General features: G+C 70.1%; 22 protein-coding genes and 1 pseudogene. 4 read left to right on the top strand and 19 right to left on the bottom strand.

The window, feature by feature from the left end; genetic code table 11:
* Window positions 1–162 precede the first annotated feature (162 nt).
* The 5 genes from frr to STROP_RS06665 form a co-directional block, all read right to left on the bottom strand.
* Window positions 163–720 carry a ribosome recycling factor gene (frr, locus tag STROP_RS06685; RefSeq protein ID WP_011905227.1) on the bottom strand — a complete coding sequence of 186 codons (558 nt, stop codon included), beginning with the start codon at window positions 718–720 and terminating at the stop codon, window positions 163–165.
* Between the two features lie 68 nt (window positions 721–788).
* A complete protein-coding gene (pyrH, locus tag STROP_RS06680; RefSeq protein WP_011905226.1) occupies window positions 789–1,556 on the bottom strand; it encodes a UMP kinase in 768 nt (255 codons plus the stop codon).
* A 152-nt stretch (window positions 1,557–1,708) separates the two neighbouring features.
* Window positions 1,709–2,536 carry a translation elongation factor Ts gene (tsf, locus tag STROP_RS06675; RefSeq protein ID WP_011905225.1) on the bottom strand — a complete coding sequence of 276 codons (828 nt, stop codon included), beginning with the start codon at window positions 2,534–2,536 and terminating at the stop codon, window positions 1,709–1,711.
* A gap of 89 nt (window positions 2,537–2,625) precedes the next feature.
* Window positions 2,626–3,513 carry a 30S ribosomal protein S2 gene (gene rpsB, locus STROP_RS06670; protein ID WP_011905224.1) on the bottom strand — a complete coding sequence of 296 codons (888 nt, stop codon included), beginning with the start codon at window positions 3,511–3,513 and terminating at the stop codon, window positions 2,626–2,628.
* A 458-nt stretch (window positions 3,514–3,971) separates the two neighbouring features.
* A complete protein-coding gene (locus tag STROP_RS06665; protein WP_018830173.1) occupies window positions 3,972–4,907 on the bottom strand; it encodes a hypothetical protein in 936 nt (311 codons plus the stop codon).
* 217 nt (window positions 4,908–5,124) lie between these two features.
* Here STROP_RS06665 and STROP_RS06660 point away from each other — a divergent pair, with 217 nt between their 5' ends.
* The 4 genes from STROP_RS06660 to STROP_RS06645 all read left to right on the top strand — a co-directional run bounded on the left by STROP_RS06660 (window position 5,125) and on the right by STROP_RS06645 (window position 9,403).
* Window positions 5,125–5,481, top strand: coding sequence for a YraN family protein (locus tag STROP_RS06660; protein ID WP_028563976.1), 357 nt, complete (start codon window positions 5,125–5,127; stop codon window positions 5,479–5,481).
* Between the two features lie 15 nt (window positions 5,482–5,496).
* Complete coding sequence (locus tag STROP_RS06655; protein ID WP_011905221.1) at window positions 5,497–7,017, top strand: YifB family Mg chelatase-like AAA ATPase; 1,521 nt, start codon at window positions 5,497–5,499, stop codon at window positions 7,015–7,017.
* Window positions 7,014–8,348: a DNA-processing protein DprA gene (locus STROP_RS06650; RefSeq protein WP_011905220.1), complete on the top strand. Its 1,335-nt coding sequence runs from the start codon at window positions 7,014–7,016 to the stop codon at window positions 8,346–8,348. The genes STROP_RS06655 and STROP_RS06650 overlap by 4 nt, the downstream gene beginning before the upstream one ends.
* 77 nt (window positions 8,349–8,425) lie before the next feature.
* Entirely contained in the window at window positions 8,426–9,403 is a 978-nt protein-coding gene (locus STROP_RS06645) for a tyrosine recombinase XerC (RefSeq protein ID WP_011905219.1), read from the top strand.
* 253 nt (window positions 9,404–9,656) lie between these two features.
* Here the strand turns inward: STROP_RS06645 and STROP_RS06640 are convergent, their stop codons facing one another.
* The 14 genes and pseudogenes from STROP_RS06640 to proS form a co-directional block, all read right to left on the bottom strand.
* Complete coding sequence (locus STROP_RS06640) at window positions 9,657–10,784, bottom strand: nucleoside hydrolase (RefSeq protein ID WP_187151611.1); 1,128 nt, start codon at window positions 10,782–10,784, stop codon at window positions 9,657–9,659.
* Between the two features lie 1,126 nt (window positions 10,785–11,910).
* A pseudogene (locus STROP_RS24645) lies at window positions 11,911–12,126 on the bottom strand (transposase family protein); the annotation flags it as partial.
* Between the two features lie 257 nt (window positions 12,127–12,383).
* Entirely contained in the window at window positions 12,384–12,974 is a 591-nt protein-coding gene (locus STROP_RS06630) for a M23 family metallopeptidase (RefSeq protein ID WP_187151610.1), read from the bottom strand.
* 282 nt (window positions 12,975–13,256) lie between these two features.
* The gene (locus STROP_RS06625) at window positions 13,257–13,580 is read right to left on the bottom strand and encodes a DUF2469 domain-containing protein (protein ID WP_011905215.1); all 324 of its coding nucleotides are present in this window, start codon (window positions 13,578–13,580) and stop codon (window positions 13,257–13,259) included.
* The gene (locus STROP_RS06620; RefSeq protein WP_011905214.1) at window positions 13,577–14,389 is read right to left on the bottom strand and encodes a ribonuclease HII; all 813 of its coding nucleotides are present in this window, start codon (window positions 14,387–14,389) and stop codon (window positions 13,577–13,579) included. The genes STROP_RS06625 and STROP_RS06620 overlap by 4 nt, the downstream gene beginning before the upstream one ends.
* A gap of 165 nt (window positions 14,390–14,554) precedes the next feature.
* On the bottom strand, window positions 14,555–15,196 hold the full coding sequence (lepB, locus tag STROP_RS06615; RefSeq protein WP_011905213.1) for a signal peptidase I: 642 nt from the start codon (window positions 15,194–15,196) through the stop codon (window positions 14,555–14,557).
* A gap of 10 nt (window positions 15,197–15,206) precedes the next feature.
* Window positions 15,207–16,079 carry a signal peptidase I gene (gene lepB, locus STROP_RS06610; protein WP_043535244.1) on the bottom strand — a complete coding sequence of 291 codons (873 nt, stop codon included), beginning with the start codon at window positions 16,077–16,079 and terminating at the stop codon, window positions 15,207–15,209.
* A gap of 179 nt (window positions 16,080–16,258) precedes the next feature.
* Entirely contained in the window at window positions 16,259–16,615 is a 357-nt protein-coding gene (rplS, locus tag STROP_RS06605) for a 50S ribosomal protein L19 (protein ID WP_011905211.1), read from the bottom strand.
* Window positions 16,616–16,758: 143 nt separating this feature from the next.
* Window positions 16,759–17,532: a tRNA (guanosine(37)-N1)-methyltransferase TrmD gene (gene trmD, locus STROP_RS06600; RefSeq protein ID WP_011905210.1), complete on the bottom strand. Its 774-nt coding sequence runs from the start codon at window positions 17,530–17,532 to the stop codon at window positions 16,759–16,761.
* A 100-nt stretch (window positions 17,533–17,632) separates the two neighbouring features.
* Window positions 17,633–18,175, bottom strand: a complete 543-nt coding sequence (rimM, locus tag STROP_RS06595; RefSeq protein WP_011905209.1) for a ribosome maturation factor RimM — start codon at window positions 18,173–18,175, stop codon at window positions 17,633–17,635.
* The gene (locus STROP_RS06590; RefSeq protein ID WP_011905208.1) at window positions 18,175–18,435 is read right to left on the bottom strand and encodes an RNA-binding protein; all 261 of its coding nucleotides are present in this window, start codon (window positions 18,433–18,435) and stop codon (window positions 18,175–18,177) included. Before STROP_RS06590 ends, rimM begins: the two co-directional genes overlap by 1 nt.
* Window positions 18,410–18,874 carry a 30S ribosomal protein S16 gene (gene rpsP / locus STROP_RS06585; protein ID WP_011905207.1) on the bottom strand — a complete coding sequence of 155 codons (465 nt, stop codon included), beginning with the start codon at window positions 18,872–18,874 and terminating at the stop codon, window positions 18,410–18,412. Before rpsP ends, STROP_RS06590 begins: the two co-directional genes overlap by 26 nt.
* A 283-nt stretch (window positions 18,875–19,157) precedes the next feature.
* A complete protein-coding gene (locus tag STROP_RS06580) occupies window positions 19,158–19,805 on the bottom strand; it encodes a ribonuclease FAU-1 family protein (RefSeq protein WP_011905206.1) in 648 nt (215 codons plus the stop codon).
* A gap of 138 nt (window positions 19,806–19,943) precedes the next feature.
* Window positions 19,944–21,350, bottom strand: coding sequence for a proline--tRNA ligase (gene proS, locus STROP_RS06575; protein ID WP_011905205.1), 1,407 nt, complete (start codon window positions 21,348–21,350; stop codon window positions 19,944–19,946).
* Between the last annotated feature and the right edge of the window lie 82 nt (window positions 21,351–21,432).

The raw sequence follows: 21,432 nt of genomic DNA, 5'->3' as shown, positions 1-21,432 counted from the left end.
CGAGCCTACTGCACTCGCCACCCCGACATCCGCAACCGCCTCCGCTGACCCGACCAGCCGCCGGGACGGCCGGTGCAGCGAAGGCCGCGGCAGAGAACGGCGGCACCGGCGGCCCCGAAAGGGTGTGGTCGCCGGTGCCGCGTCAGCAGTCGGGCAGCGAGGTCAGACCTCGAGCAGCTCGGCTTCCTTATGCTTGATCAACTCGTCGACGGTGCCGACGAAGCGCTGGGTCAGATCGTCCAGCTCCTTCTCGGCACGACGTCCGTCGTCCTCGCCGACCTCCCCAGCCTTGACCAACCGGTCCAGCTCCTCCTTGGCCTTGCGGCGGACGTTGCGGACCGCCACCTTGGCCTCCTCCCCCTTGTGCCGAGCCACCTTGATCATCTCGCGGCGGCGCTCCTCGGTCATCTGCGGGAGCAGAATGCGCAGCTGGTTACCCTCATTGTTGGGGTTTACCCCAAGGTCGGAGTCGCGGATCGCCTTTTCCATGGCGTTGGTCTGCGAGGTGTCGTACGGCTTGATGATCACCATTCGGGGCTCCGGCACCCCGATCGACGCCATCTGCGGCAACGGGGTCGGGCTGCCGTAGTAGTCGATAACAATCTTGGAGAACATGGCGGCGTTGGCGCGGCCGGTACGGATGGCCCCGAACTCCTCCTTGGCGTGCTCGATCGCACGCTCCATCTTCTCCTCGGCCTCGAGGAGGGTCTCGTCGATCACCGTTCTCCTCGCCTCCTTCTATGCTCGTCGTGGCTGGTCGTGTCGGAGGACCGTCGGGGTCGAACCGCTCAGGTGGTGATCAGGGTGCCGATCTTGTCGCCACCCACGGCCCGGGTAATGGTGTCGTCGCCCTGGGCGCCGAAGACCAACATCGGCAGGCCGTTCTCCATGCAGAGGCTGAACGCTGCGGCGTCGGCGACCCGCAGATTTCGACGAAGCACCTCGGAGAAGGTGATCGAGTCGAACTTGCTGGCGGTCGCGTCGATACGCGGATCCGCCGTGTATACGCCGTCCACCCCGTTCTTGCTCATCAGCACCACATCGGCCCTGATCTCCAGGGCGCGCTGCGCGGCGACGGTGTCAGTGGAGAAGTACGGCATGCCGGCACCGGCCCCGAAAATCACCACCCGCCCCTTCTCAAGGTGTCGGATGGCGCGCAGCGGGATGTAGGGCTCAGCGACCTGGGCCATGGTGATGGCGCTCTGCACTCGGGTCTCGATGCCCTCTTTCTCCAGAAAGTCCTGGAGGGCGAGGCAGTTCATCACGGTACCGAGCATGCCCATGTAGTCGGCCCGGGCCCGGTCCATGCCCCGCTTCTGCAACTCGGCGCCACGGAAGAAGTTGCCCCCACCGACCACCACCGAGACCTGCACACCGCGCCGGACCACGGTCGCGATCTGTTGGGCGATGGCCTGGACAACATCCGGATCGACACCGATTGCGCCCCCGCCGAACACCTCGCCGGAGAGCTTCAGCACCACCCGCCGGGCTCGGCCAGGAGGCGGCGCCGTCGGATCCTCCGCCAGCAGACTCCGGTCACTCACAACCTGTGTCATCCTCCCCGCCCTTCACCATGCGTACGCCCCGCGCGCCGCGAATTGCCGCCACCGACCCTATGTGACGAGGAGGCCGCGGTGCTTAACACGTACACCGGCGACCTCCTCGTCCACGTTCCCGTCCCGAGCGCCGGCAAGCACTCGGGCTCGGCTCAGGCCTGGCCGACCTCGAACCGGACGAAGCGGGTGACCTCAACACCGGCCTCGGCCAAAACCTGCCGCACCGGCTTCTTGTTGTCGGTGACCGACGCCTGCTCCAGCAGGACGAAGTCCTTGAAGAAGGAGTTCACCCGGCCCTCGACGATCTTCGGCAACGCCGCCTCGGGCTTGTTCTCCTCCCGGGCGGTCTGCTCGGCGATGCGCCGCTCGGACTCGACGACCTCAGCCGGCACCTCGTCCCGGCTGAGGTACTGCGGACGCATCGCGGCGATCTGCATCGCCACACCGCGTGCGTCGGCGTCGCCCGCCTCGTCGGTCCGGCCGGTGTACTGCACCAACACACCGACGGCCGGCGGCAGGTCCTGCGCCTTGCGGTGCAGGTAGACCGCGACGGTGCCGTCCAGCTTCGCGAACCGGTTCAGCACCAGCTTCTCGCCGATCTTGGCCGACTGCTCCTGGATCAGTTCGGCGACGCCCTTGCCATCGATCTCACTGGCCAACAGCTCCTCGGCGCTGTTCACGCCGGTGCGCTCGCCGTGCTCGACCAACTGCTGGGCCAGTGCGACGAAGCTGTCGGTCTTGGCGACGAAGTCCGTCTCGCAGTTGAGTTCCAGCAACGCCTTGCCGGAGTGCGCGACCAAGCCGTTGGCGGCGGTCCGGCCAGCCCGCTTGCCGACGTCCTTGGCGCCCTTGACGCGCAGGACCTCGACAGCCTTGTCGAAGTCGCCCTCGGCCTCGGTCAGCGCCTTCTTGCTGTCCATCATGCCGGCGCCGGTGAGGTCCCGGAGCTTCTTGACATCCGCGGCGGTGAAGTTGGACATGACTCTCTCTTCAGTGGTGAGACTGCGGGTGGGATGGTCTGGGATGACAATGTGCCCGGGCCCGACCAAACGGCGGGACGGGTGGGCGGTCACTCCGCGGCGGCTGCCGCCGGCTGCTCGTCGCTCTTCGTCGGCTGCTCGTCGGTCTTCACCGGCAGCTCGTCGCTCTTCGCCGGCTGCTCGTCGCTCTTCTTCGGCTCCTCGAGCAGCTCGCGCTCCCACTCGGCCAGCGGCTCGTCGGTGGCGACCCCCGCCTCCGGCTTCTCGTCGGTGCCCCGACGGCGGCCGGAACGGGCGATCAGGCCGTCGGCGACGGCGGCGGCCACGACCTTGGTCAGCAGCTCCGCCGAGCGGATCGCGTCGTCGTTACCCGGAATGGGGTAGTCGACCTCGTCCGGGTCACAGTTGGTGTCAAGCACAGCGATGACCGGAATGCCCAGCTTGCGGGCCTCGTCAACGGCGATGTGCTCCTTCTTGGTGTCGACCACCCAGATCGCGGCCGGAAGCTTCTGCATGTCCCGCAGACCCCCGAGGGTGCGCGACAGCTTTCCCTTCTCGCGGTTGAGCTGCAGGGTCTCCTTCTTGGTGTAGCCGGCCGCGGTGCCGCTCAGGTCACCGAGGGCCTCCAGCTCCTTCATCCGCTGGAGCCGCTTGTACACCGTCTGGAAGTTGGTCAGCATGCCACCGAGCCAGCGGTGGTTGACGTACGGCTGACCGACCCGGGTCGCCTGCTCGGCGATCGCCTCCTGCGCCTGCTTCTTGGTCCCGACGAAGAGGATGCTCCCCCCCTCGGCGACCGTCCCGCGCACGAACTCGTACGCCTTCTCGATGTAGTCGAGGGTCTGGCGCAGGTCGATGATGTAGATGCCGTTGCGCTCGGTGAAGATGAAGCGCTTCATCTTCGGGTTCCAGCGCCGGGTCTGGTGCCCGAAGTGGACACCACTCTCGAGCAGCTGGCGCATGGTCACGACGGCCATGGGTACTCCTTGCATCCCTGGTTGTTCCGCCCGGCCGGCGGCCGGGCGTCCTGGCGCCCGGTCGTCGGCCGTGGTGGGCCCGACCCAAGAGGTCGGGACCAGGGAGCCGCCGCCCCACGGCAAGCCGCGGAGAGGGCGCGCGAGGTCGACCGCGCAAGGCGGTCGCCAGTCGACCAGTGTACGCCACCTCCCACTAACCCCGCGTTCGGGAGTAAGGGTCGCAACGCCGGGATTGTCGCAGACCCCAACCCGCCAGACCGGAGTTGGCTGACCCGGCCGGACCCAGGTTGACCGGCCGTCGGGCCCCGGGGCTGACCGGCCGTCGGGCCCCGGGGCTGACCGGCCGTCGGGCCCCGGGGCTGACCGGCCGTCGGGCCCCGGGGCTGACCGGCCGTCGGGCCCCGGGGCTGACCGACCGTCGGGCCCCGGGGCTGGCCGACAGCCGGCCCGACCGGCGATCAGCCGACCGCGAGCGCCGCCGCCACGAGGAGCACCAGTCCGGCGGTGAGATGGGCCGTCGGCGGCCGCAGCCAACCGCGACCATCCGCCAACGACAACCCGCCGGCACGCAGCCCGTACAGGCCGACGGCGAAGATCGGCACCCCGCCGACGAGGAACATCCCGGCCAGTACGTTCGCCGCCGCCAGCTCCCCGGTCAACCCGTCCAGCAGCACCCGCAGTGCCGGCACCTCGAAGGCCAACACCAGGACAGCGAAGATCACCATCAACGCGGGTCGGCGTGTCCGATAGACGCCGTCGCTCGTCGGAGGCGTCGGCGTCGCCGCGGGCGACAGATCACCGCGCGGCCCGACCGGCGGCATCGGTCCGGTCGGCAGCTCCAGCGGGTTGACCGCCTCGCCGGCGGGGCGGTTCGACTCCACGATCGGGTATCCGCCCAGCGCGCCCGACTGCCCCGGCTCCGCGACCGGGCCGGCCCCACCGAACGCGTCCGCGCTGGAGGCCGAGAGTTGGTCACGCGCCTCCCGCGAGCGCCGCCCCGGCCGGTCAGCGACGGACTCGCCGGTGATCTCCGGGTCAGCACCGGCCCGCCGCGAGCGGCTCGCCCGGTAGCTCTCGGTCTCCGACCGGGCGTCGCCGTACGCACCCGTGGCGCTGAAGCGTCCGGAGTCCTCCTCGCCGATCCGGAACGCACCGGAGTCCTCCGGGCTGCCGAGCCCTCCCCGCCCGTCGCCAAAGTCCCCGTACCGGCGGTCCCCGCCACCCTGCTCGGGGCCCCGAAGGTCCCCCTCGCCGTAGCGGCTCTCACCCCGCCAGGTCGGCTCCCCATAGCCCCGCTCCCGGTCGCCGGGGTACCAACTCGACTCCTGATCTTCGGTGAAACTCCGTCGTCCGTCCACGTCGGCACCGTATGCGACCGACTGCGCGGACGCCATTCGCCGGGTAGTCGGCCCCGGCCTGCACCAGCCCAACCAACCTTGGTTATCCAAGCACCACTCTCCGTGCTCGGCGAGGTGGTCCGGTCCAACGACCGCGTCAGGTCCATAGCACGTCGACAGCTTGATCGTCCGTTCGTCCACAGGCGGCATCGTCGTCCACAGGTCCGCACTGCCCGGACGACAACCCGGAGCTGACCCCGGCACCGTGCCGGGCATGAGCAGACACAACCAGTCGGTGGGTGCATACGGGGAACGCTGCGCCCTCCGACACCTGATCACGGCGGGGCTACGGCCGGTGGCCCGCAACTGGCGCTGCCCGCACGGCGAGATCGACATCATCGCCTGGGACGGCCCGGTCCTCGCCATCTGCGAGGTCAAGACCCGACGCACCGACACCTTCGGCACCCCCACCGCGGCCGTGACCGGCACCAAGGCCCGCCGGCTACGGCTCCTCGCCGCCCGCTGGCTCGCCGAGACCGGCACCCGGGCCGACGAGGTGCGCTTTGACGTGCTCTCCATCCGCCTCACCGGTGGCCCGCCCCACGTCGAGCACCTGAAAGGGGCCTTCTGACATGGGAGCGCACCGATGAGCTACGCCCGGGTCCGCTGCGTCGGCCTGGTCGGGGTCACCGGGCATGTGCTGCAGGTCGAAGCCGACCTCGCCCCCGGCCTGCCCACCGTGGCGATCACCGGCCTACCGGACACCGCCCTGCACGAAGCACGCGACCGCGTCCGCGCCGCGGTGGTCAACTCCGGTCGGGCCTGGCCCAACCGCCGGATCACCATCAACCTGCTCCCCGCCACCCTGCCCAAGCACGGCTCCAGCTTCGACCTCGCGATCGCCGTAGCGGTGTTGGGCAGCGCCGGAGAGCTACCACTGGCCCGCCTGGATCAGGTGGTGCTCCTCGGCGAGCTGGGCCTGGACGGCACCGTCCGCCCTGTCCGCGGGGCCCTACCCATGGTCGCTGCCGCAGCCCGCGCCGGCCACCACCAGGTGGTCGTTCCCCTCGACAACGCCACCGAGGCGGGCATGATCCCCAGCATCAAGGTCCACGCTGTCCGCAGCCTCCGCCAGTTGGCCACCTTCCTCACCGACGGCATCCCTCTGCCGGAGCCGCCCCCGGCCACTCCGGTGGACCCCACCCCCACCCTCGACCTGGCCGACATCGCCGGCCAGAGCCTTGGCCGGCGAGCCCTGGAGATAGCCGCCGCCGGCGGACACCACCTCGCCCTACTCGGCCCGCCCGGCGCTGGCAAGACCATGCTCGCCGAACGGCTCCCATCGGTCCTACCCGAGCTACCCGACGACGCGGCGATGGAGGTGACCTCGCTGCACTCGATCGCCGGCCTGATGCCCTCCGGTGGACGGCTGATCCGACGACCACCGTTCCAGGCACCGCACCACACCGCCACCGTCTCGGCGTTGGTCGGTGGTGGCTCCGGCCTCGCCCGCCCCGGCGCGGTGTCCCTGGCCCACCGGGGCGTACTGCTGCTCGACGAGGCTCCCGAATTCGATCGGCGCGCTCTCGACGCCCTCCGACAGCCGCTCGAGCACGGCCGGGTCCGGTTGGCCCGGTCCCGAGGCACCGCCGAATACCCGGCCCGGGTGCAGCTTGTTCTGGCCGCCAACCCCTGCCCCTGCGCCAAGCCAGCCGGGGATATCTCCTGCGACTGCACCCCGCTCGCCCGACGCCGCTACCTCGGTCGCCTCTCCGGCCCGCTCCTGGACCGGGTCGACATCCAGGTGACCGTGCGGCCGGTACGCGCCGCCGAGCTGATGCAGGTGAGCTCCGGCGGCGAGGCCTCAACCGTGGTGGCTGTCCGGGTCGCGGCAGCCCGCGCGGCGGCCCTCGAGCGCTGGTCGAGCCTCGGCCAGCGGAGTAATGCCGAACTACCCGGTCCGGTGCTGCGGCGGCCACCCTGGTGCCTGCCCGGCCCGGACATCCGGGAGCTACGTGCCCGGCTCGACCGGGGGTCACTCTCGGCTCGGGGCTTCGACCGAGTCCTCCGGTTGGCATGGACGATCGCCGACCTGGACGGTCGGCAGCGCCCCGACGCCGAGGACGTCCGGGAGGCGATCGGCCTGCGCACCGGGGAGGCGCTGTGACCGCCGGGGACGAGGCCGGTGCCGACTCCGGATCAGCGGCAAGTCCGGAGTGGGCCGACATGCGACACCCGACGAGTGAGCCGTCAGTCACGGCGCTCGACGCCGACCGCCTCGCCAGGGTGGCGTTGACCTGGATCGCCGAACCGGGTAACCGGTCCGTCTTCAGGCTGGTCCAGCAGTACGGCGCGGCTGGCGCGCTGGCCCTGCTACGGGAAGGCGGCACCCCCGACGACAGCCTGCGGAAAACCGTGGCGGCCCGGCTGTCGGCCGGAGACCCGCTCGCAGTGGCCGCGGAGGCGATGGAGCGCGCCGACCGCCTCGGCGCCCGGCTGGTGACGCCGACCGACGACGAGTGGCCACGTCCCGTCGCCGACCTACACCGCCTCGTCCTAGGGGGTTCGACCCGTCGGGTTGACCGAGAGACCGCCCCACCGCTCTGCTTCTGGGTGCGGGGTGGACACCCCCTGGCCGAGACGCTGGACCGTTCGGTCGCGCTGGTGGGCGCCCGAGCCGCAACCGGGTACGGCGTCCACGTCGGCACCGAGCTGGCGTACGGGCTGGCCGAACGGGGTTGGACGGTGGTCTCGGGCGGGGCATTCGGTATCGACGCCGCGGCGCACCGGGGGGCGCTGACCGCCGGCGGGCTGACCGTCTCCGTGCTCGCCTGCGGCCTGGATCGGCCGTACCCGATGGGCAACGCCGCCCTCTTCGACCGAATCGCCGACACCGGGCTGCTGGTCAGCGAGTGGATACCGGGGGCGGATCCGCTGCGGCCCCGGTTCCTGATCCGTAACCGGGTGATCGCCGCGGCGACCCGGGGCAGCGTGCTGGTCGAGGCCGCCGCCCGCAGCGGAGCGACCCAGACGATGCACCGGGCCCTGGCAATGGCCCGGCCGGCGATGGTGGTGCCCGGCCCGGTCACCTCCACCATGTCCGTCGGGGCGCACGAGCTGCTTCGGCAGTACCCGGAAGCCCGGCTGGTCGTATCCCCCGCACAGGTGCTCGAGGAGGTGGGTCGCATCGGCGGAGACCTGGCACCGCCGGTCCGCGGGCCCGCGCGGGTACGAGACCAGCTCGATGACGAGGCCACCATGGTGTTGGAGGCGCTGCCCCGGCGAGGCGTACACGGAGTCGACGACATCGCCGCCCGGTCCGGGGTCGTGGCCCGCACAGCGCTGCGCAAGCTGGCTCTCCTCGAGGAGTTGGGCCTGGTCAACCGACGCGGCGACGGGTACGCGCTCTCGCCCGCGAGACCCACCACCCGAACGCCGACGGACGCCGCGACCGCCAACGCCCAGCGGCGACCGCAGGGGCCGCAGGGGCCGCCGTAGGCTGAACGGGTGCACGCCGACAAACAGCTCACGGTCGGACCGTTCGGCCGGCTCGCCAGCTGGTACGGGGCCAGCCAGTGAAGCGGGGCGAAGCGACCCGGGCTCTACACGCAGCGCTCCCTGCGCCGCTATGCGAGGCGGCGGATGACTTCGCGAACCACCTAGCCCAGGTCCAGAACCGCTCCACTCACACCGTCCGGGCGTACGTCGCCGATGTCATCAGTCTGCTCGACCACGCCGTACGGGCGGGAGCCCGGACTCCCGCGGACCTCACGCTGGCACAGATCCGCAGCTGGCTTGCCCGGCAGCGAACGACGGGAGCCGCCCGGTCCACGTTGGCTCGGCGATCCGCCGCGGCCCGCACCTTCAGCGCCTGGGCGCACCGCGACGGCCGACTACCGGTCGACGTGGCCGCCGGCCTGGCCAGTCCCCGCGCCCACCGGGAACTCCCCGCCGTACTCCCGGTCGATCAGGCAGCCGCCCTGTTGGAGACGGCGCACGCGGCGCCCCGGGGTCAGCCGACCGATGACGTCCCGCCTGGTGCCGCCGACCCGGTGCGGCTGCGGGACCAGTTGCTGCTGGAGCTGCTGTACGCGACCGGGGTCCGGGTCAGTGAGGCGTGCGGCCTGAACGTCGCGGACGTGGACCCGGGCCGGCGGGTGCTCCGGGTGTTCGGCAAAGGGGGCCGGGAACGCAGCGTGCCGTACGGGGTCCCGGCGCAGCGGACGCTCGACGCGTGGCTCCGCCACGGCCGCCCCCGGCTGGTCGGCGCCCAGTCGGCGAACGCGCTGCTGCTCGGGGCGCGGGGCGGCCGGCTCAACCCGACCACGGCGCGGGGGATCGTCGGCCGGTACACGACGGCGGCGGGCCTACCCCGGACCAGCCCGCACGGGCTTCGGCACACGGCGGCGACCCACCTGTTGGAGGGCGGCGCGGACCTGCGGACGGTGCAGGAGCTCCTCGGTCACTCCTCGCTGGCCAGCACCCAGATCTACACGCACGTGTCGGTCGAGCGGCTGCGGTCCGCGTACCGGCAGGCCCACCCTCGTGCGTGAGCCGGCGGCCTGCCGCGACGCCCGCACGATCACCCTCGTGCGGGAGCCCCGTGGGCATCCGCCGCCCACCCGCGACGTTCCCACGGCCACGGTGGGCGAGCACTGACGCGGCACGGGTTACGTCCCCAGCCCGGTGGCGTGAGGACGTAACCCGTTGCTTGGCACGCGTTCCCGGTACTCAATCAGGTCGCAGCGCTGAACCGCCCTGCCGTCGACTCAGCCTCTCTCCCCGAAGTGGTTGCTCCACCGAGGCTCACCAGGGCGCCCGGTCGGCACCCTCGTCAATCCGCCCGACGCCCTCATCGGTCGGCAACGTGCCCTCGTCGGTCGGCGCAGCCCGCTCATCGGTCCGCGCGGCGCGCTCCTCGGTCGGCGCGGCCCATTCGTCGGTCCGCAGGGGGCTCTCATCGTTCAGGGGGACGTCCTGATCGGACCATCCAACTCCGCCAACGGCCCGAAGGATCGCGTTCTGGTAGCGGCCTGCCGCTTCCTTACTCGTGAAGCCCGTACACGAAAGAACCTGCCGAGTTTCGGTGATCTCGGGCGAGAACCAGTCGTAGATATCCGTCTCTCCGGCCTGCGCCGTTGCCGGCGATCCGGTCTGCAGTCGATATCCGGCCTGCTGACATACCTGGTCTTGCGGCCGAATGAGATGCCATGCGGCGGCGGCGTCAAAGATCGGATATGCAGGACCGAAGTCTATCTCCTTCAGCATCTCCAGGCGTGGCATCGACGACTCGCCGTAGAAACGTGCGAGCGGGTCCGAGCTACTGGCCAACCGCTCCAATTCCGGGATCGGGATCGGCGCCAGAGAGGAGAGGTCGAAGGTGATGGCCGTGAAAGGAATGTTCGTTTCCTCTAGTATGACCTGCTCGGCACGAGGGTCCATAATGTAGTTGAAGTCAACCAACGGGGTCCCGAACAGCTCGAACACTGTCGTCGGCTTACTGCCGACGAGGGCGACAATCCGGGAGATGAGGGCGGCCTCTTCCGGAAAGTTCATGGCCAGACACGCCACGTCGGTCAACGGACCGATCGCCAGGATCGTCAACCCGCCCGTCTCCCGCAGCTGGTCGGCCATGAACCGGACGCCATCGTTGACGCAGGTACCGGTCAGATCCACGCCACCGGTGGTCTGCTGGGCCTCTACCGGCAACCAGACCTCTGCCCCTTGCACCACGGGCACATCCGCACCGAGGGCGTCAACTGTTGCCTGGGCGGTAACCATGGTCGGTTTGACCATCGAGTTTCCCATGGTTGTCACCACACCTCGCACATCAACCCCGTTGGCCAGCGCAAGGGCGAGCGCGTACGAGTCATCGATGTCAGGGACCGAGGTGGACATTCCATTTCGGGCCCCCGTGGTCAACCCCATCGACATGTCAGTCGAGAAGATTACGGGTTCGCGGTGGCGACTATCCGGATAGTGATGCTCCTCGGAGTAGTAGGGCGGGACCAACCGGCCACCGCCATCGGGGGTACCCCAACCGTGATTTTGTACCGTTGGAGAGTTCCCCGGCATTAGCGGCGACGTGGGATCCGCGAGCGCGTGTGGTGCACTGCCCGCGACACCAACAGCCACGGTGCAGGCGAGCGCCCCGGCGGCAATCGTGGACGCGCTTCTGAACGTCGGACGTATCATTTTCCACATCAGCATCACTTCCTGGGTGTGAAGATTTGCGTCTCGGAACCCCTTGCATTCAGCCGGCGCCGTGGACTCGAGGTTCCGCCGACGCCAAGCGATACCGGCAGTGCACGCCCCATACGAGACCCAGCCGGATGTACGGGTATACGAGGTTCGTTCACGAGCGCTGTCAGGCGTCACAGTATCCACGCTTTAGCCGGTATTGTGGGTTAATCTCAGGTTTGACCGGATCGGGGAGAGGTTCGGGGGCGACGCCGCGTACACCGACACCCCGGTGTCGACCTACCCCATGCCCGCGGTCAGTCGAGTCGAGTGGCGAACCGGCCGCAAGCCAGCCGCCTGACGGGACAACGCCACGAGACCCACCTGAAGGAACGCGCTGAGAAGGAGCACCAACTGCGATACACCCTTTGTCACCCCGCGTTAGACAGCAAACCTGATGGCTGATTGACACAGTCGAAGGCACGGTCGTGGTACCAAGGTCCAGATGGTCCGCACCAGGCTCGCCCGCGCCCTCGACAGCGGGGATACCGGCGGGGTGTGTGACGATGGACGGGGCTACGGACAGTCGATGCATTGATAGGCACGGGTACCGGTGCGTATCGGCTGGCGGCCGGGCCGGGGCACCGGCTTCTGACTCGGCGCGGCATGGGCGCGGCGCTGGTTGTGCAGTCCGCACCGCCAGAGTAAGCCGGATCCGCCGCTGTCATGACGTCCACCTCGGGTGAGGTCAGGATCGCCATGAGCATCGCCGTCCTGGCAACGAGGCGGCTGCTGTGGCCGAGGCGCAGAGCCAGTCGCCGGACACGGTCGCCGGCACCCCGCCCTGATCAGGTACTACCCGCCACCTGCGGCCCACCCCCCAGGCCCAGGCCGTCGTGACGCCGATCTCGAATCCGGCGGCCAGGCAGGTCAGGGTGTCGCCGTTACGCAGGTGGGCCAGGGCGAGCAGGGCTTGCCGACCGGGGTCGAGGCGTCGCCACCGGGACCGTCGATGCTGGCGGCGGGATCGGATGAGGGCGGCGAGGTGGTTCAGGCTGCGGGTGGACAACGGAATCGCGGCAGGGTAAGACAGCACCACGAGGCTCCCGGTTGGGGCATCTGATCTTGGTCGATTGCTGTCTTACCGTGGAGCCTCGTCCTACCTGGACCCCCCCCCGCACCGCCCGTGACCTGCACCGTCACGACGAAAGTGGCTCATTCAGTAACTTCCTGCCTCTATAAGAGATTTACACTTCAACAAACTTCGGAACTATTAAAATCGTGTATGCATGCCTAAAACACCTTATAATGTCTAGAAACTCGAAACGCCGAACGACCAGCCGGCGCGACCGGCTACCGAAGCGCCCCATCGAGTGGCAGCAGCCGCACCGGCCCCCGACCGAGCAGCGCCAACGGGTCCAGATAGGTGTCGCCTCGGCGCAGACCCCAGTGCAGGCATGCTGGAGCCGCGCAGCCCGGGTGCCCGGCCCGCAGACGACCGATCGGCACTCCAGCCAGGACCGGAGTGCCAACCTCAACGACGGGGTGCACCGGCTCGTAGGTGGTCCGTAGGCCATTGGCGTGCCCCACCGTGACCACTGGACGGCCGGCCACGGCACCGGCGAAGGTGACCACACCGTCGCCCGCCGACAACACTGGCGTACCGGCTCCGGCAGCCAGGTCAACGCCGCGGTGGCCGGGCAACCAGGGCTGCGGCGGTGGGTCGAACCGCCGCACGACCGGCGGCTCCCCCGGCAGCGGCCACCGGAAGGTCGGGACCACCCGGCGCGATGGGGAACCCGCTGCAGCCGGCGTGGAACCAACCCCAGGCAACGTGGGCCCCACCACGGGCGACATGGGCTCCACCAACGGCGATGCGGGCACGGCGGGCGTGGTGACCAGCCCGGCGCTGAGCACAATGGCGAGGATCGGTGACGGCTCCATGGCGGCAGCCTGCCCGGACAGCAGGTCGACGGCCGCCCCCGCCCTGATCACCTGTGGATAGCCACTACACTGTGGAGAAACTACGGAGAGCGATGCGATCTGCTAGACGAGGCCGTCCGGGCCCGACTCTGGGACCTGGGCGACAGCGCCGTCAGGGCGACGGATGCTGAGCCCGACAGTGGGATCGGGGTGACGTGCCCATCCGGACGGACGGCGGGCATTGGGCCCGATGGTAGGGAACGGAAGGGCCAGCCACGGCCAGGGGCAGCTAGCTTCGGAGGATCAGCTGCCGAACCCCGAATCAGCCGGCAGCGAGATATCCGGCTTCTCCAGCTCCTCCACATTGACGTCCTTGAACGTCATTACCCGGACGTTCTTGACGAACCGGGCAGGACGGTACATGTCCCACACCCATGCATCATGCATCTCGACCTCGAAGTAGACCTCACCGTCCGAGTTACGCACGTGCAGGTCGACCTGATTCGCCAGATAGAACCGACGCTCGGTCTCCACAACGTAGGAGAACTGGCGGACGATGTCGCGGTACTCCCGGTAGAGCTGCAGCTCCATCTCCGTCTCGTACTTTTCGAGATCTTCCGCGCTCATCCCATCCCGCCTTCCATGGCCACATCATTCCCCACCGACGCCCCAGCCCAGGGCCGCTCGCCCAACGCCACGCCGACGGTACCCTTTACCACCCCAGCGCGTTCCATCGCCTCGTCGGCCTCGGCGACCAGCGGTCGACGAGCTCGGGGCGGAGCCCCCTGCCGGCCGGACACGGTGGCGACATTGACGTACGAAAACCGGTGTTCCGGGCACGGCCCACGTTCCCGCAGCGCAGCCGAGTGCTCGGCAGTGATGTAGCCCTTGTGCTCCGCGAACCCGTAACCGGGGAACTCCAGGTCCAGCTCCACCATGATCCGATCTCGGGTGACCTTGGCCAGCACGCTGGCTGCCGCCACACAGGCCGCTACCCGGTCACCTTTCCAGACCGCCAACCCGGGTACGTCCAGACCATCCACCCCGAAGCCGTCGGTCAGCACGTACTCCGGTGGGGTGGCAAGCGACGCCAACGCACGACGCATCGCCGCGAGGTTGCACACGTGCAGTCCGCGCAGGTCGACCTCCGCCGCCGGGATCACCACCACCGCGTACGCCGACGCCCGGGCGATGACCTCCGCGTACACCCGCTCTCGGCTGGCCGGGGTGAGGAGCTTGGAGTCGGCGAGCCCGTCGACTTCCCCTCGCCGCCCCGGGGGCAGGATGGCAGCGGCGGCCACCAGAGGGCCGGCGCAGGCGCCCCTGCCGGCCTCGTCGGCGCCGGCCACCTGCCGAAATCCGCGTCGTTGCAGGGCACGCTCCAGCGCGTAGAGCCCGCCGTCACGGCGGACCACGGTACGCGGCGGCGTCAGCACGGCCCGCCCCTGTCCACGCCCGCCCACGGCTCGACGAGCAGGAGACGGCCGGGCACGGCGACGAGCAACACCCGGGCGGGGCAACGGAGGACATGGGCGGCGGTCACCGTCCCAGCCTGCCAGACGCCACCGCTATCGCCTACCGGGCCTACCGGGCCCACCGGCTCAGGTTCCGGGTCGGGGAATGGGGCCGTACTGCTCGGGCACGCTCAGCCAGCGCGCCCGGTCCAGCGGCCAGAAGATCGTGAAGGCGCGGCCGACGAGACGATCCTCGGGGATGGTCGCCTCCTGGACGTCCTCCCCCGACTGCTGCCAGTGCTGCAACGAGTCGCCCGAGGCTGACCGGTGGTCGCCCATCACCCACAGTCGCCCCCGTGGGACGGTCACATCGAAGTCCTGGTCGGCGGGCTGGTCCCGCTCGCCGCCGACGGAGTAGAGGTAGGGCTCGTCCAGGGCAACCCCGTTGATCGTGATCCGCCCCTGCTCGTCGCAGCAGACCACGTGGTCGCCGCCGATGCCGATGACCCGCTTGATGAAGTCCTCACCGTCCGGGTTGCCGCTCCACGAGGTCGGCGCCTTGAAGACGACCACCTCGCCTCGTTTCGGCGAGCGGAAGTCGTACACCAGCTTGTTGACCAGCACCCGATCGTCGATCTGGAGGGTGTTCTCCATCGACGGCGACGGGATGAAGAAGGTCTGCAGCACAAAGGCACGTACCAGCACCGCGACCAGAATCGCCACGCCCAGGAGAATTGGCAGCTCCTTCCAGAAGGAGTTGCGGGACTTGTCGGTCTGCTCGTCAATCACGGAAAGGAGCCTACGTTGCCGAGCTGGGCGGCACCGGACGGAACGCGCGAGAACTGAGCCACGCGGCCGGAAGCGGAAGGAGCAGCAGCACGCCACCCTCGGGGCTCGGCGCGACCGGCGGTGGCCCGCTGGTCGGGAAACCCACCGAGGCCGGAACGTTCGCGAAGGTCTCCGGTGTGGAGAGTGCGCCCCACCGCGACGATGGCCATACCACGCCGAACGCCCGTCCGACCACATTGTCGATCGGCACCGGGCCCTGACAGCGGGCGTCCTGGGAGACCAGCCGGTTGTCGCCCAGCACGAAGAGCTGCCCAGGCGGGACGATCACCTCGTCGAAGCGACGCGCGCGGCACTCACCCGGATTCGGCGGGAGGTCCAGCGGCGAGTCGCGCCACACGTACGGCTCGTTGATGCCCATGCCGTTGACGAGCACCCGCCCCTGCTCGTCGCAGCAGCTCACCCGGTCACCCGGTAGCCCGATGACCCGCTTGATGAAGTCCTTCTCGCCGGGGCCGCCGACCCCCACCAGGTCGCCGAAGGTGGCGGTGAGCCGGCGTAGGAACCCGGTCTCGGACTCCTCGTCGAGTGGGGCGGCCCACCGCTCGGTGCCGCGGAAGACCACCACCTCTCCCCGCACCGGGTCCCGTACGTCGTAGACGACCTTGTTGACCAGCACCCGGTCCCCGACGAGGAGCGTCTCCGTCATCGAGCTGGAGGGAATGAAGAACGCCTGAAGCAGGAAGGTACGGATCAGCACCGCGAGGCAGAACGCGACCGTCAGCAGCAGCGGCAACTCCTGCCAGAGCGGCATCGGGCGGCGGCGTCGCCGGGCCCGGCGACGCCGCGGGTCGACCGCGCCGTCCTCGTCGCGCGTCTGCACCACGCCTCCCCGGTCCGCAGAAATGACACTACCGTCCGGAGACCTGGTCGAGGTCGCCGGACGGCAGTGGACACCTCTCCCGCCGCTGGGCGGGGGCATCTGGCCGCGCTGGTACGCCCCGGGTGGTGTCCTCCGGTTCGTACAACATACGCGCAGCTCAGGCTGCGTGGTGCAGCACGATGTCAGCTCGGCTGCTTCTCCCGCTTCTCCTTGATCTTCGCCTTCTTGCCGCGCAGCTCACGGAGGTAGTAGAGCTTGGCCCTCCGGACATCACCGCGGGTCACGACCTCAATGCGGTCGATGGCCGGGCTGTTGACCGGGTAGGTACGCTCGACGCCCACCCCGAAGCTGATCTTGCGGACCAGGAAGGTCTCCCGCAGACCGTCACCCTGCCGACGGATGACGACGCCCTGGAAGATCTGGACCCGGGACCGGTTTCCCTCGACGACCCGTGCGTGCACCTTGACGGTGTCACCGGCGCGGAAATCGGGAAGGTCGGTCCGCTTCGACTGGGCGTCTAGCGCGTCCAGGATGTTCATCGCTGCGTCCTCGCGAGGCTCACGGCGCATCGTCAGTCGATGCGCGAATGGGTGATTCTGACCCTCGGATGGTTACCGGCACCTGCCGGCCCCGGTCGAGGGTCCTCGCAGCCATCCGCGGCGCGGTCGACTGCGGCAACCCCTTATTTTGCCACACCCTCCGGCGGGTCCGGGAACCCGGCCCGCTCCAGCGCCGCCCGGTCCCGCGGGTCCAGGCACTCTGGAGGCAGCGCGGCGATCATGTCCGGTCGTCGGGCGACTGTCCGCGCGAGGGCCTCGTCCCGGCGCCAGCGGGCGATCTTCCCATGGTCCCCGGAGCGAAGCACCGTTGGCACCTCCTGGCCCCGCCAGACAGCCGGTTTGGTGTACATCGGTGCCTCCAGCAGCCCGTGGGCGTGCGACTCGTCGTCCAGCGAGCCGACGTTGCCGAGCACCCCGGGCAGCAGCCGGGTCACCGCCTCCAGAATCACCAGCACCGCCACCTCGCCGCCGAAGAGCACATAGTCGCCGAGCGAGACCTCGGTGACCGGCATCCGACTCGCGGCGTGCTCGAGCACCCGCTGGTCGATCCCCTCGTACCGGCCACAGGCGAAGAGGAGGTGCGGCTCGGCGGCCAGTTCGTGGGCCAGCGCCTGGGTGAACGGAGCACCGGCCGGCGTGGGCACCAGCAGCCGCGGCGGGTTGCCTCCCGGCGGGGCGAGCGCCTCCAGCGCCTCCCCCCACGGCTCCGGCCGCATCACCATCCCCGGTCCCCCGCCGTACGGCGTGTCGTCGACCGTCCGATGCACGTCGTGCGTCCAGGTACGGAGGTCGTGCACGGCCAGCTGGAGTGTGCCGCTGGCCCGGGCCCGGCCGATCAGCGACAGGTCCAGCGGAGCGAAGTACTCCGGGAAGATCGACACGACGTCAACGCGCATGCGGGACTCCAACAGCTGTGCGGGCCGGACGGCCCGGCCGAACCGGCTACCGGCCGGGGTCAGGCGGGCCGCCGGCTGAAGGTCGAGCGGGCCGCCGGCGTCAGAGGTCGAGCAGGCCGCCGGGCGGATCCACGACGACGCGGCCGCCAGCGAGGTCGATCTCGGGCACAATCGCCTGGACAAACGGGATCAACACGTCCCGGCGGCCAGGGCGGCGCAGCACCAACAGGTCCGCGGCGGGAGCGTGGTCGATCCGGGCGATCTCACCCAGCCGTTCCCCAGCCGAGGTGACCACGGCCAAGCCGACCAGTTGGTGGTCGTGGAACTCCTCCGGGTCCGTCGGCGGGGCCACGTCAGCGCGGTCCACCCCGACGAGGGTTCCGCGGAGCGCCTCAGCGACGTTACGGTCGAGCACACCCTCGAACGTCACCAGCAACACCCGCCCCTGGTGCCACCGAGCCGCCTCGACGGTCAGTTCACCCGGCACCCGGTACGCGCCGGGGTGGGCGGGCACGTTCGCCCCGGGCTCGGTGCGCAGCACCGAGCCCGGGGCAAACCGCGTCTCAGGTTCGTCGGTCCGCACCTCCACGGTCACCTCACCGCGGATCCCGTGCGGCTTACCGATCCTGCCGACGACGAGCATCAGTACGAGTCGACGATGTCGACGCGTACGCCGCGTCCACCGATGGAACCGATGACCTGGCGCAGTGCCTTCGCGGTCCGCCCGGACCGCCCGATCACCGTGCCGAGGTCCTCCGGGTGCACGCGGACCTCAAGCCGCTTGCCCCGCCGGGAATCGACCAGCCGGACCCGGACATCGTCGGGATTGTCGACGATGCCCTTGACCAGATGCTCCAGCGCCGGACGCAGTGCCACGTCAGCCCTGCTCGCCGGAGCCCGCACCGGCCTGCTCCTCGGTCTTCGGCGCCGCCTCGTCGGTCTTCGGCGCCGCCTCGGCCTTGGCGGCCTTCTTGGCCGGCTTGGTCGGGGCCTCCGCCAGACCGGCGGCGGCCTTCGCCTCAGCCTCGTAGGCCGCCTTGCGGTCGACCCGCTCGGGCGCGACCTTCAGCGGCTCGGGAGCCGGCAGGCCCTTGAACTTCTGCCAGTCGCCGGTCTTCTCCAGCAGGCGCTGCACCGCCTCGCTCGGCTGCGCGCCCACGGAGAGCCAGTACTGCACCCGGTCCGACTTGACCTCGATCACCGAAGGGTCATGCTTCGGCTGGTAGATCCCGACGAACTCGATCGCCCGGCCGTCACGCTTGGTGCGCGAGTCGGCGATGACGATGCGGTACTGCGGGTTGCGGATCTTGCCCATCCGCAGGAGCCGGATCTTTACGGCCACAGTGTTTTCGCTCCTGTTGTTTCCACCGACCCTGGACGGGCGGTGCACGGGTGAGCGCGCTCTCCGGCACAGTGGGGTTGGGCCGGAGACTGCTCGGGTGGACTGACGTGGTGCCCGGGTAGAGGGCGCCGGACCCACGCCGGATACCAGCCAGCCATTCTGCCAGACCGGACCGAGAAGCCTCACATCGGATCGGCCCCGGCTCACCATTCGACTATGACGAAACGCACACGGATTCGACCGGGGCGGGCCGGCCGCGCCCGCGGCGGTCGAATGGGAGCCGTCAGCGCGCCGGCGGCCGGTCCCAGCCGGGCGGCAGGTCCAGCGGGGCCGTCCACTCGACCGGCGGCACGAAGTCACACCAGGTGCCGTCGAACGGGAACTCACCCGCCTCGGCCCGGGCGATCACCCGCTTCCCCTCGGCCCAGACCGCGTCCGGGTCGGGCACCCAGTAGTGCTCCGGGAAGGCGAGCCGCTCAGCGAACTCGCCCTCGTCCTTCCACGCCCAGCGGCGGTCCGCGTGGACCAGCACATCGAGATCCTGGTCCACCACGTCAACGCCGGCAAGCCCACCGTCGTCCCAGCGAACGCCGTGTTCCTCGAGGTTGACGTACCAATGGGCGAAACGCCCCTGCTCGTCCCGGAACCACCAGACCGAGTGCGCCGCCCCCACCGGCAGGAACTTCAGCAGGGCCGGCCCCTGCCACCGCGCGACGGTCAGCCGGTACGCCGAGACGATCCACTCGGCGAACGGAACCGCCCGCATCCCGACTCCGGTGTCGGTGGTCTCGCTGGCCACCCGAGAGCCCTGGGGGATCCACAGCAGCAGCCCCCGGTCGTCATCGCTGACAACGCGCGCCGGACGAACCCACCCGATCCGCCCCCGCCGCACGTTGCGGTGCACCACCAACCGCCCAGGCTCGAACCTCACCTGCCCGACCCTACCGATCACCGGTTCGAGCGCCGAGCCGACCACCGACCCACCGGTTCGACGGGGTCCGGCTACCGCCGACCCGGACCAGCTCGCGCAGCACCGGGTCGGTCGCTGTCTCGGCCCCCGCGGGGCGGCTCAGTAGGCTCGGGACAGGACGGCGACCAGGTCTGGCTCGTCCTCGCTGTCCGGCACCGAGCCATCGGCCCGGATCAGGCACCGCACGGTGACGCCCTCGGCGTTCGCCTCCGCCTCGCCCTTGGCGCCGACCACCGACCACGGCACCCGGGCCCAGCCCGTCGCCGCCGCCTCGATCGCCTCGGCCAGGGTCCCCACCTCACGCGTCCGCGCCTGCCGACGGGCGAGCGCCTGGTCGTGTAGCGCCTGCTGGTCGGCGTCGAGAGCCGCGCGCACCACACCGACCACGTCGGCCACCGGCACCGGCGACTTCGACCCGTCCGTCCGCCGTACCACGACCGCGTTCCCCGCGGCCAGGTCGCGGGGGCCGATCTCGACGCGGACCGGGTAGCCACGCAACTCCGCGTCAACAGCGCGACGGCCGAAGGGGGTGTCGGTCCGGTCGTCGAGCGCGACCCGGACGCCGGCATCCCGCAGCGCGTCGTGCAGCCGCGCCGCGGCCTCGCCGACTCCCTCGCCGTCCTTGACGACCATCACGTACGCCTGGACCGGCGCGAGCTTCGGCGGCACCCGCAGACCGTCGTCGTCACCGTGGCACATGATCAGACCACCGAGCATCCGGGTGGAGGTGCCCCACGAGGTGGTCCAGGCGTACTCCCGGCCGCCCTCAGCCGAGGTGTAGCTGATGTCGAAGGCGCGGCCGAAGTTCTGCCCCAGCTCGTGGCTGGTGCCCAGCTGGAGCGCCTTGCCGTCACCCATCATGCCCTCGAGGGTGTAGGTGGCGGTCGCACCGGCGAACCGCTCCCGGGCGGTCTTGAGGCCGACCTGCACCGGGATGGCGAGGACGTTGACCATCAGGTCCTCGTACGCCTCGTGCAGAATTCGTCGCGCGTAGGCGCGGGCGTCCTCGCGGGTCGTGTGCGCGGTGTGCCCCTCCTGCCAGAGGAACTCGCTGGTGCGCAGGAAGATGCGGGGGCGCAGCTCCCAGCGGACCACGTTCGCCCACTGGTTGAGCAGCAACGGCAGGTCCCGGTACGAGTCGACCCACTTGGCCATGAACTCGCCGATGACGGTCTCGCTGGTCGGGCGAACCACGACCGGCTCGGCGAGCTGCTTGCCGCCGCCGTGGGTGACCACCGCCAGCTCCGGTGAGAAGCCCTCGACGTGCTCGGCCTCGCGTTTGAGGTGGCCCTCCGGGATGAAGAGCGGGAAGTACGCGTTCTCCGCGCCGGCAGCCTTGATCCGGTTGTCCATCTCGGCCTGCATCCGCTCCCAGATGGCGTAGCCGGCTGGTCGGATCACCATGGTCCCCCGGACCGGGCCGTTGTCGGCCAGCTTCGCCTTGGCGATCAGGTCCTGGTACCAGCGGGGAAAGTCCTCCGCACGGGGAGTGAGCACGCGCGCCATGACCGCACATCCTATGTGCCGCCGGGGCGGTCGCCGCCAGCGGGCGGTCGCTCCACCCGGACAACTGACCAACCGGGGTGGA

Source organism: Salinispora tropica CNB-440 (genome assembly GCF_000016425.1).
Taxonomy (GTDB): Bacteria; Actinomycetota; Actinomycetes; order Mycobacteriales; family Micromonosporaceae; genus Micromonospora; species Micromonospora tropica.
This window is presented reverse-complemented; position numbering and strand designations above follow the sequence as displayed.

Excerpts from the sequence above, each read along its gene's own strand:
- pyrH (WP_011905226.1), bottom strand. The coding sequence starts at position 1,556 with ATGACACAGGTTGTGAGTGACCGGAGTCTGCTGGCGGAGGATCCGACG.
- tsf (WP_011905225.1), bottom strand. The coding sequence starts at position 2,536 with ATGTCCAACTTCACCGCCGCGGATGTCAAGAAGCTCCGGGACCTCACC.
- rpsB (WP_011905224.1), bottom strand. The coding sequence starts at position 3,513 with ATGGCCGTCGTGACCATGCGCCAGCTGCTCGAGAGTGGTGTCCACTTC.
- STROP_RS06665 (WP_018830173.1), bottom strand. The coding sequence starts at position 4,907 with ATGGCGTCCGCGCAGTCGGTCGCATACGGTGCCGACGTGGACGGACGA.
- STROP_RS06660 (WP_028563976.1), top strand. The coding sequence starts at position 5,125 with ATGAGCAGACACAACCAGTCGGTGGGTGCATACGGGGAACGCTGCGCC.
- STROP_RS06655 (WP_011905221.1), top strand. The coding sequence starts at position 5,497 with ATGAGCTACGCCCGGGTCCGCTGCGTCGGCCTGGTCGGGGTCACCGGG.
- STROP_RS06640 (WP_187151611.1), bottom strand. The coding sequence starts at position 10,784 with ATGTCGATGGGGTTGACCACGGGGGCCCGAAATGGAATGTCCACCTCG.
- STROP_RS06630 (WP_187151610.1), bottom strand. The coding sequence starts at position 12,974 with ATGGAGCCGTCACCGATCCTCGCCATTGTGCTCAGCGCCGGGCTGGTC.
- STROP_RS06625 (WP_011905215.1), bottom strand. The coding sequence starts at position 13,580 with ATGAGCGCGGAAGATCTCGAAAAGTACGAGACGGAGATGGAGCTGCAG.
- rplS (WP_011905211.1), bottom strand. The coding sequence starts at position 16,615 with ATGAACATCCTGGACGCGCTAGACGCCCAGTCGAAGCGGACCGACCTT.
- trmD (WP_011905210.1), bottom strand. The coding sequence starts at position 17,532 with ATGCGCGTTGACGTCGTGTCGATCTTCCCGGAGTACTTCGCTCCGCTG.
- rimM (WP_011905209.1), bottom strand. The coding sequence starts at position 18,175 with ATGCTCGTCGTCGGCAGGATCGGTAAGCCGCACGGGATCCGCGGTGAG.
- proS (WP_011905205.1), bottom strand. The coding sequence starts at position 21,350 with ATGGCGCGCGTGCTCACTCCCCGTGCGGAGGACTTTCCCCGCTGGTAC.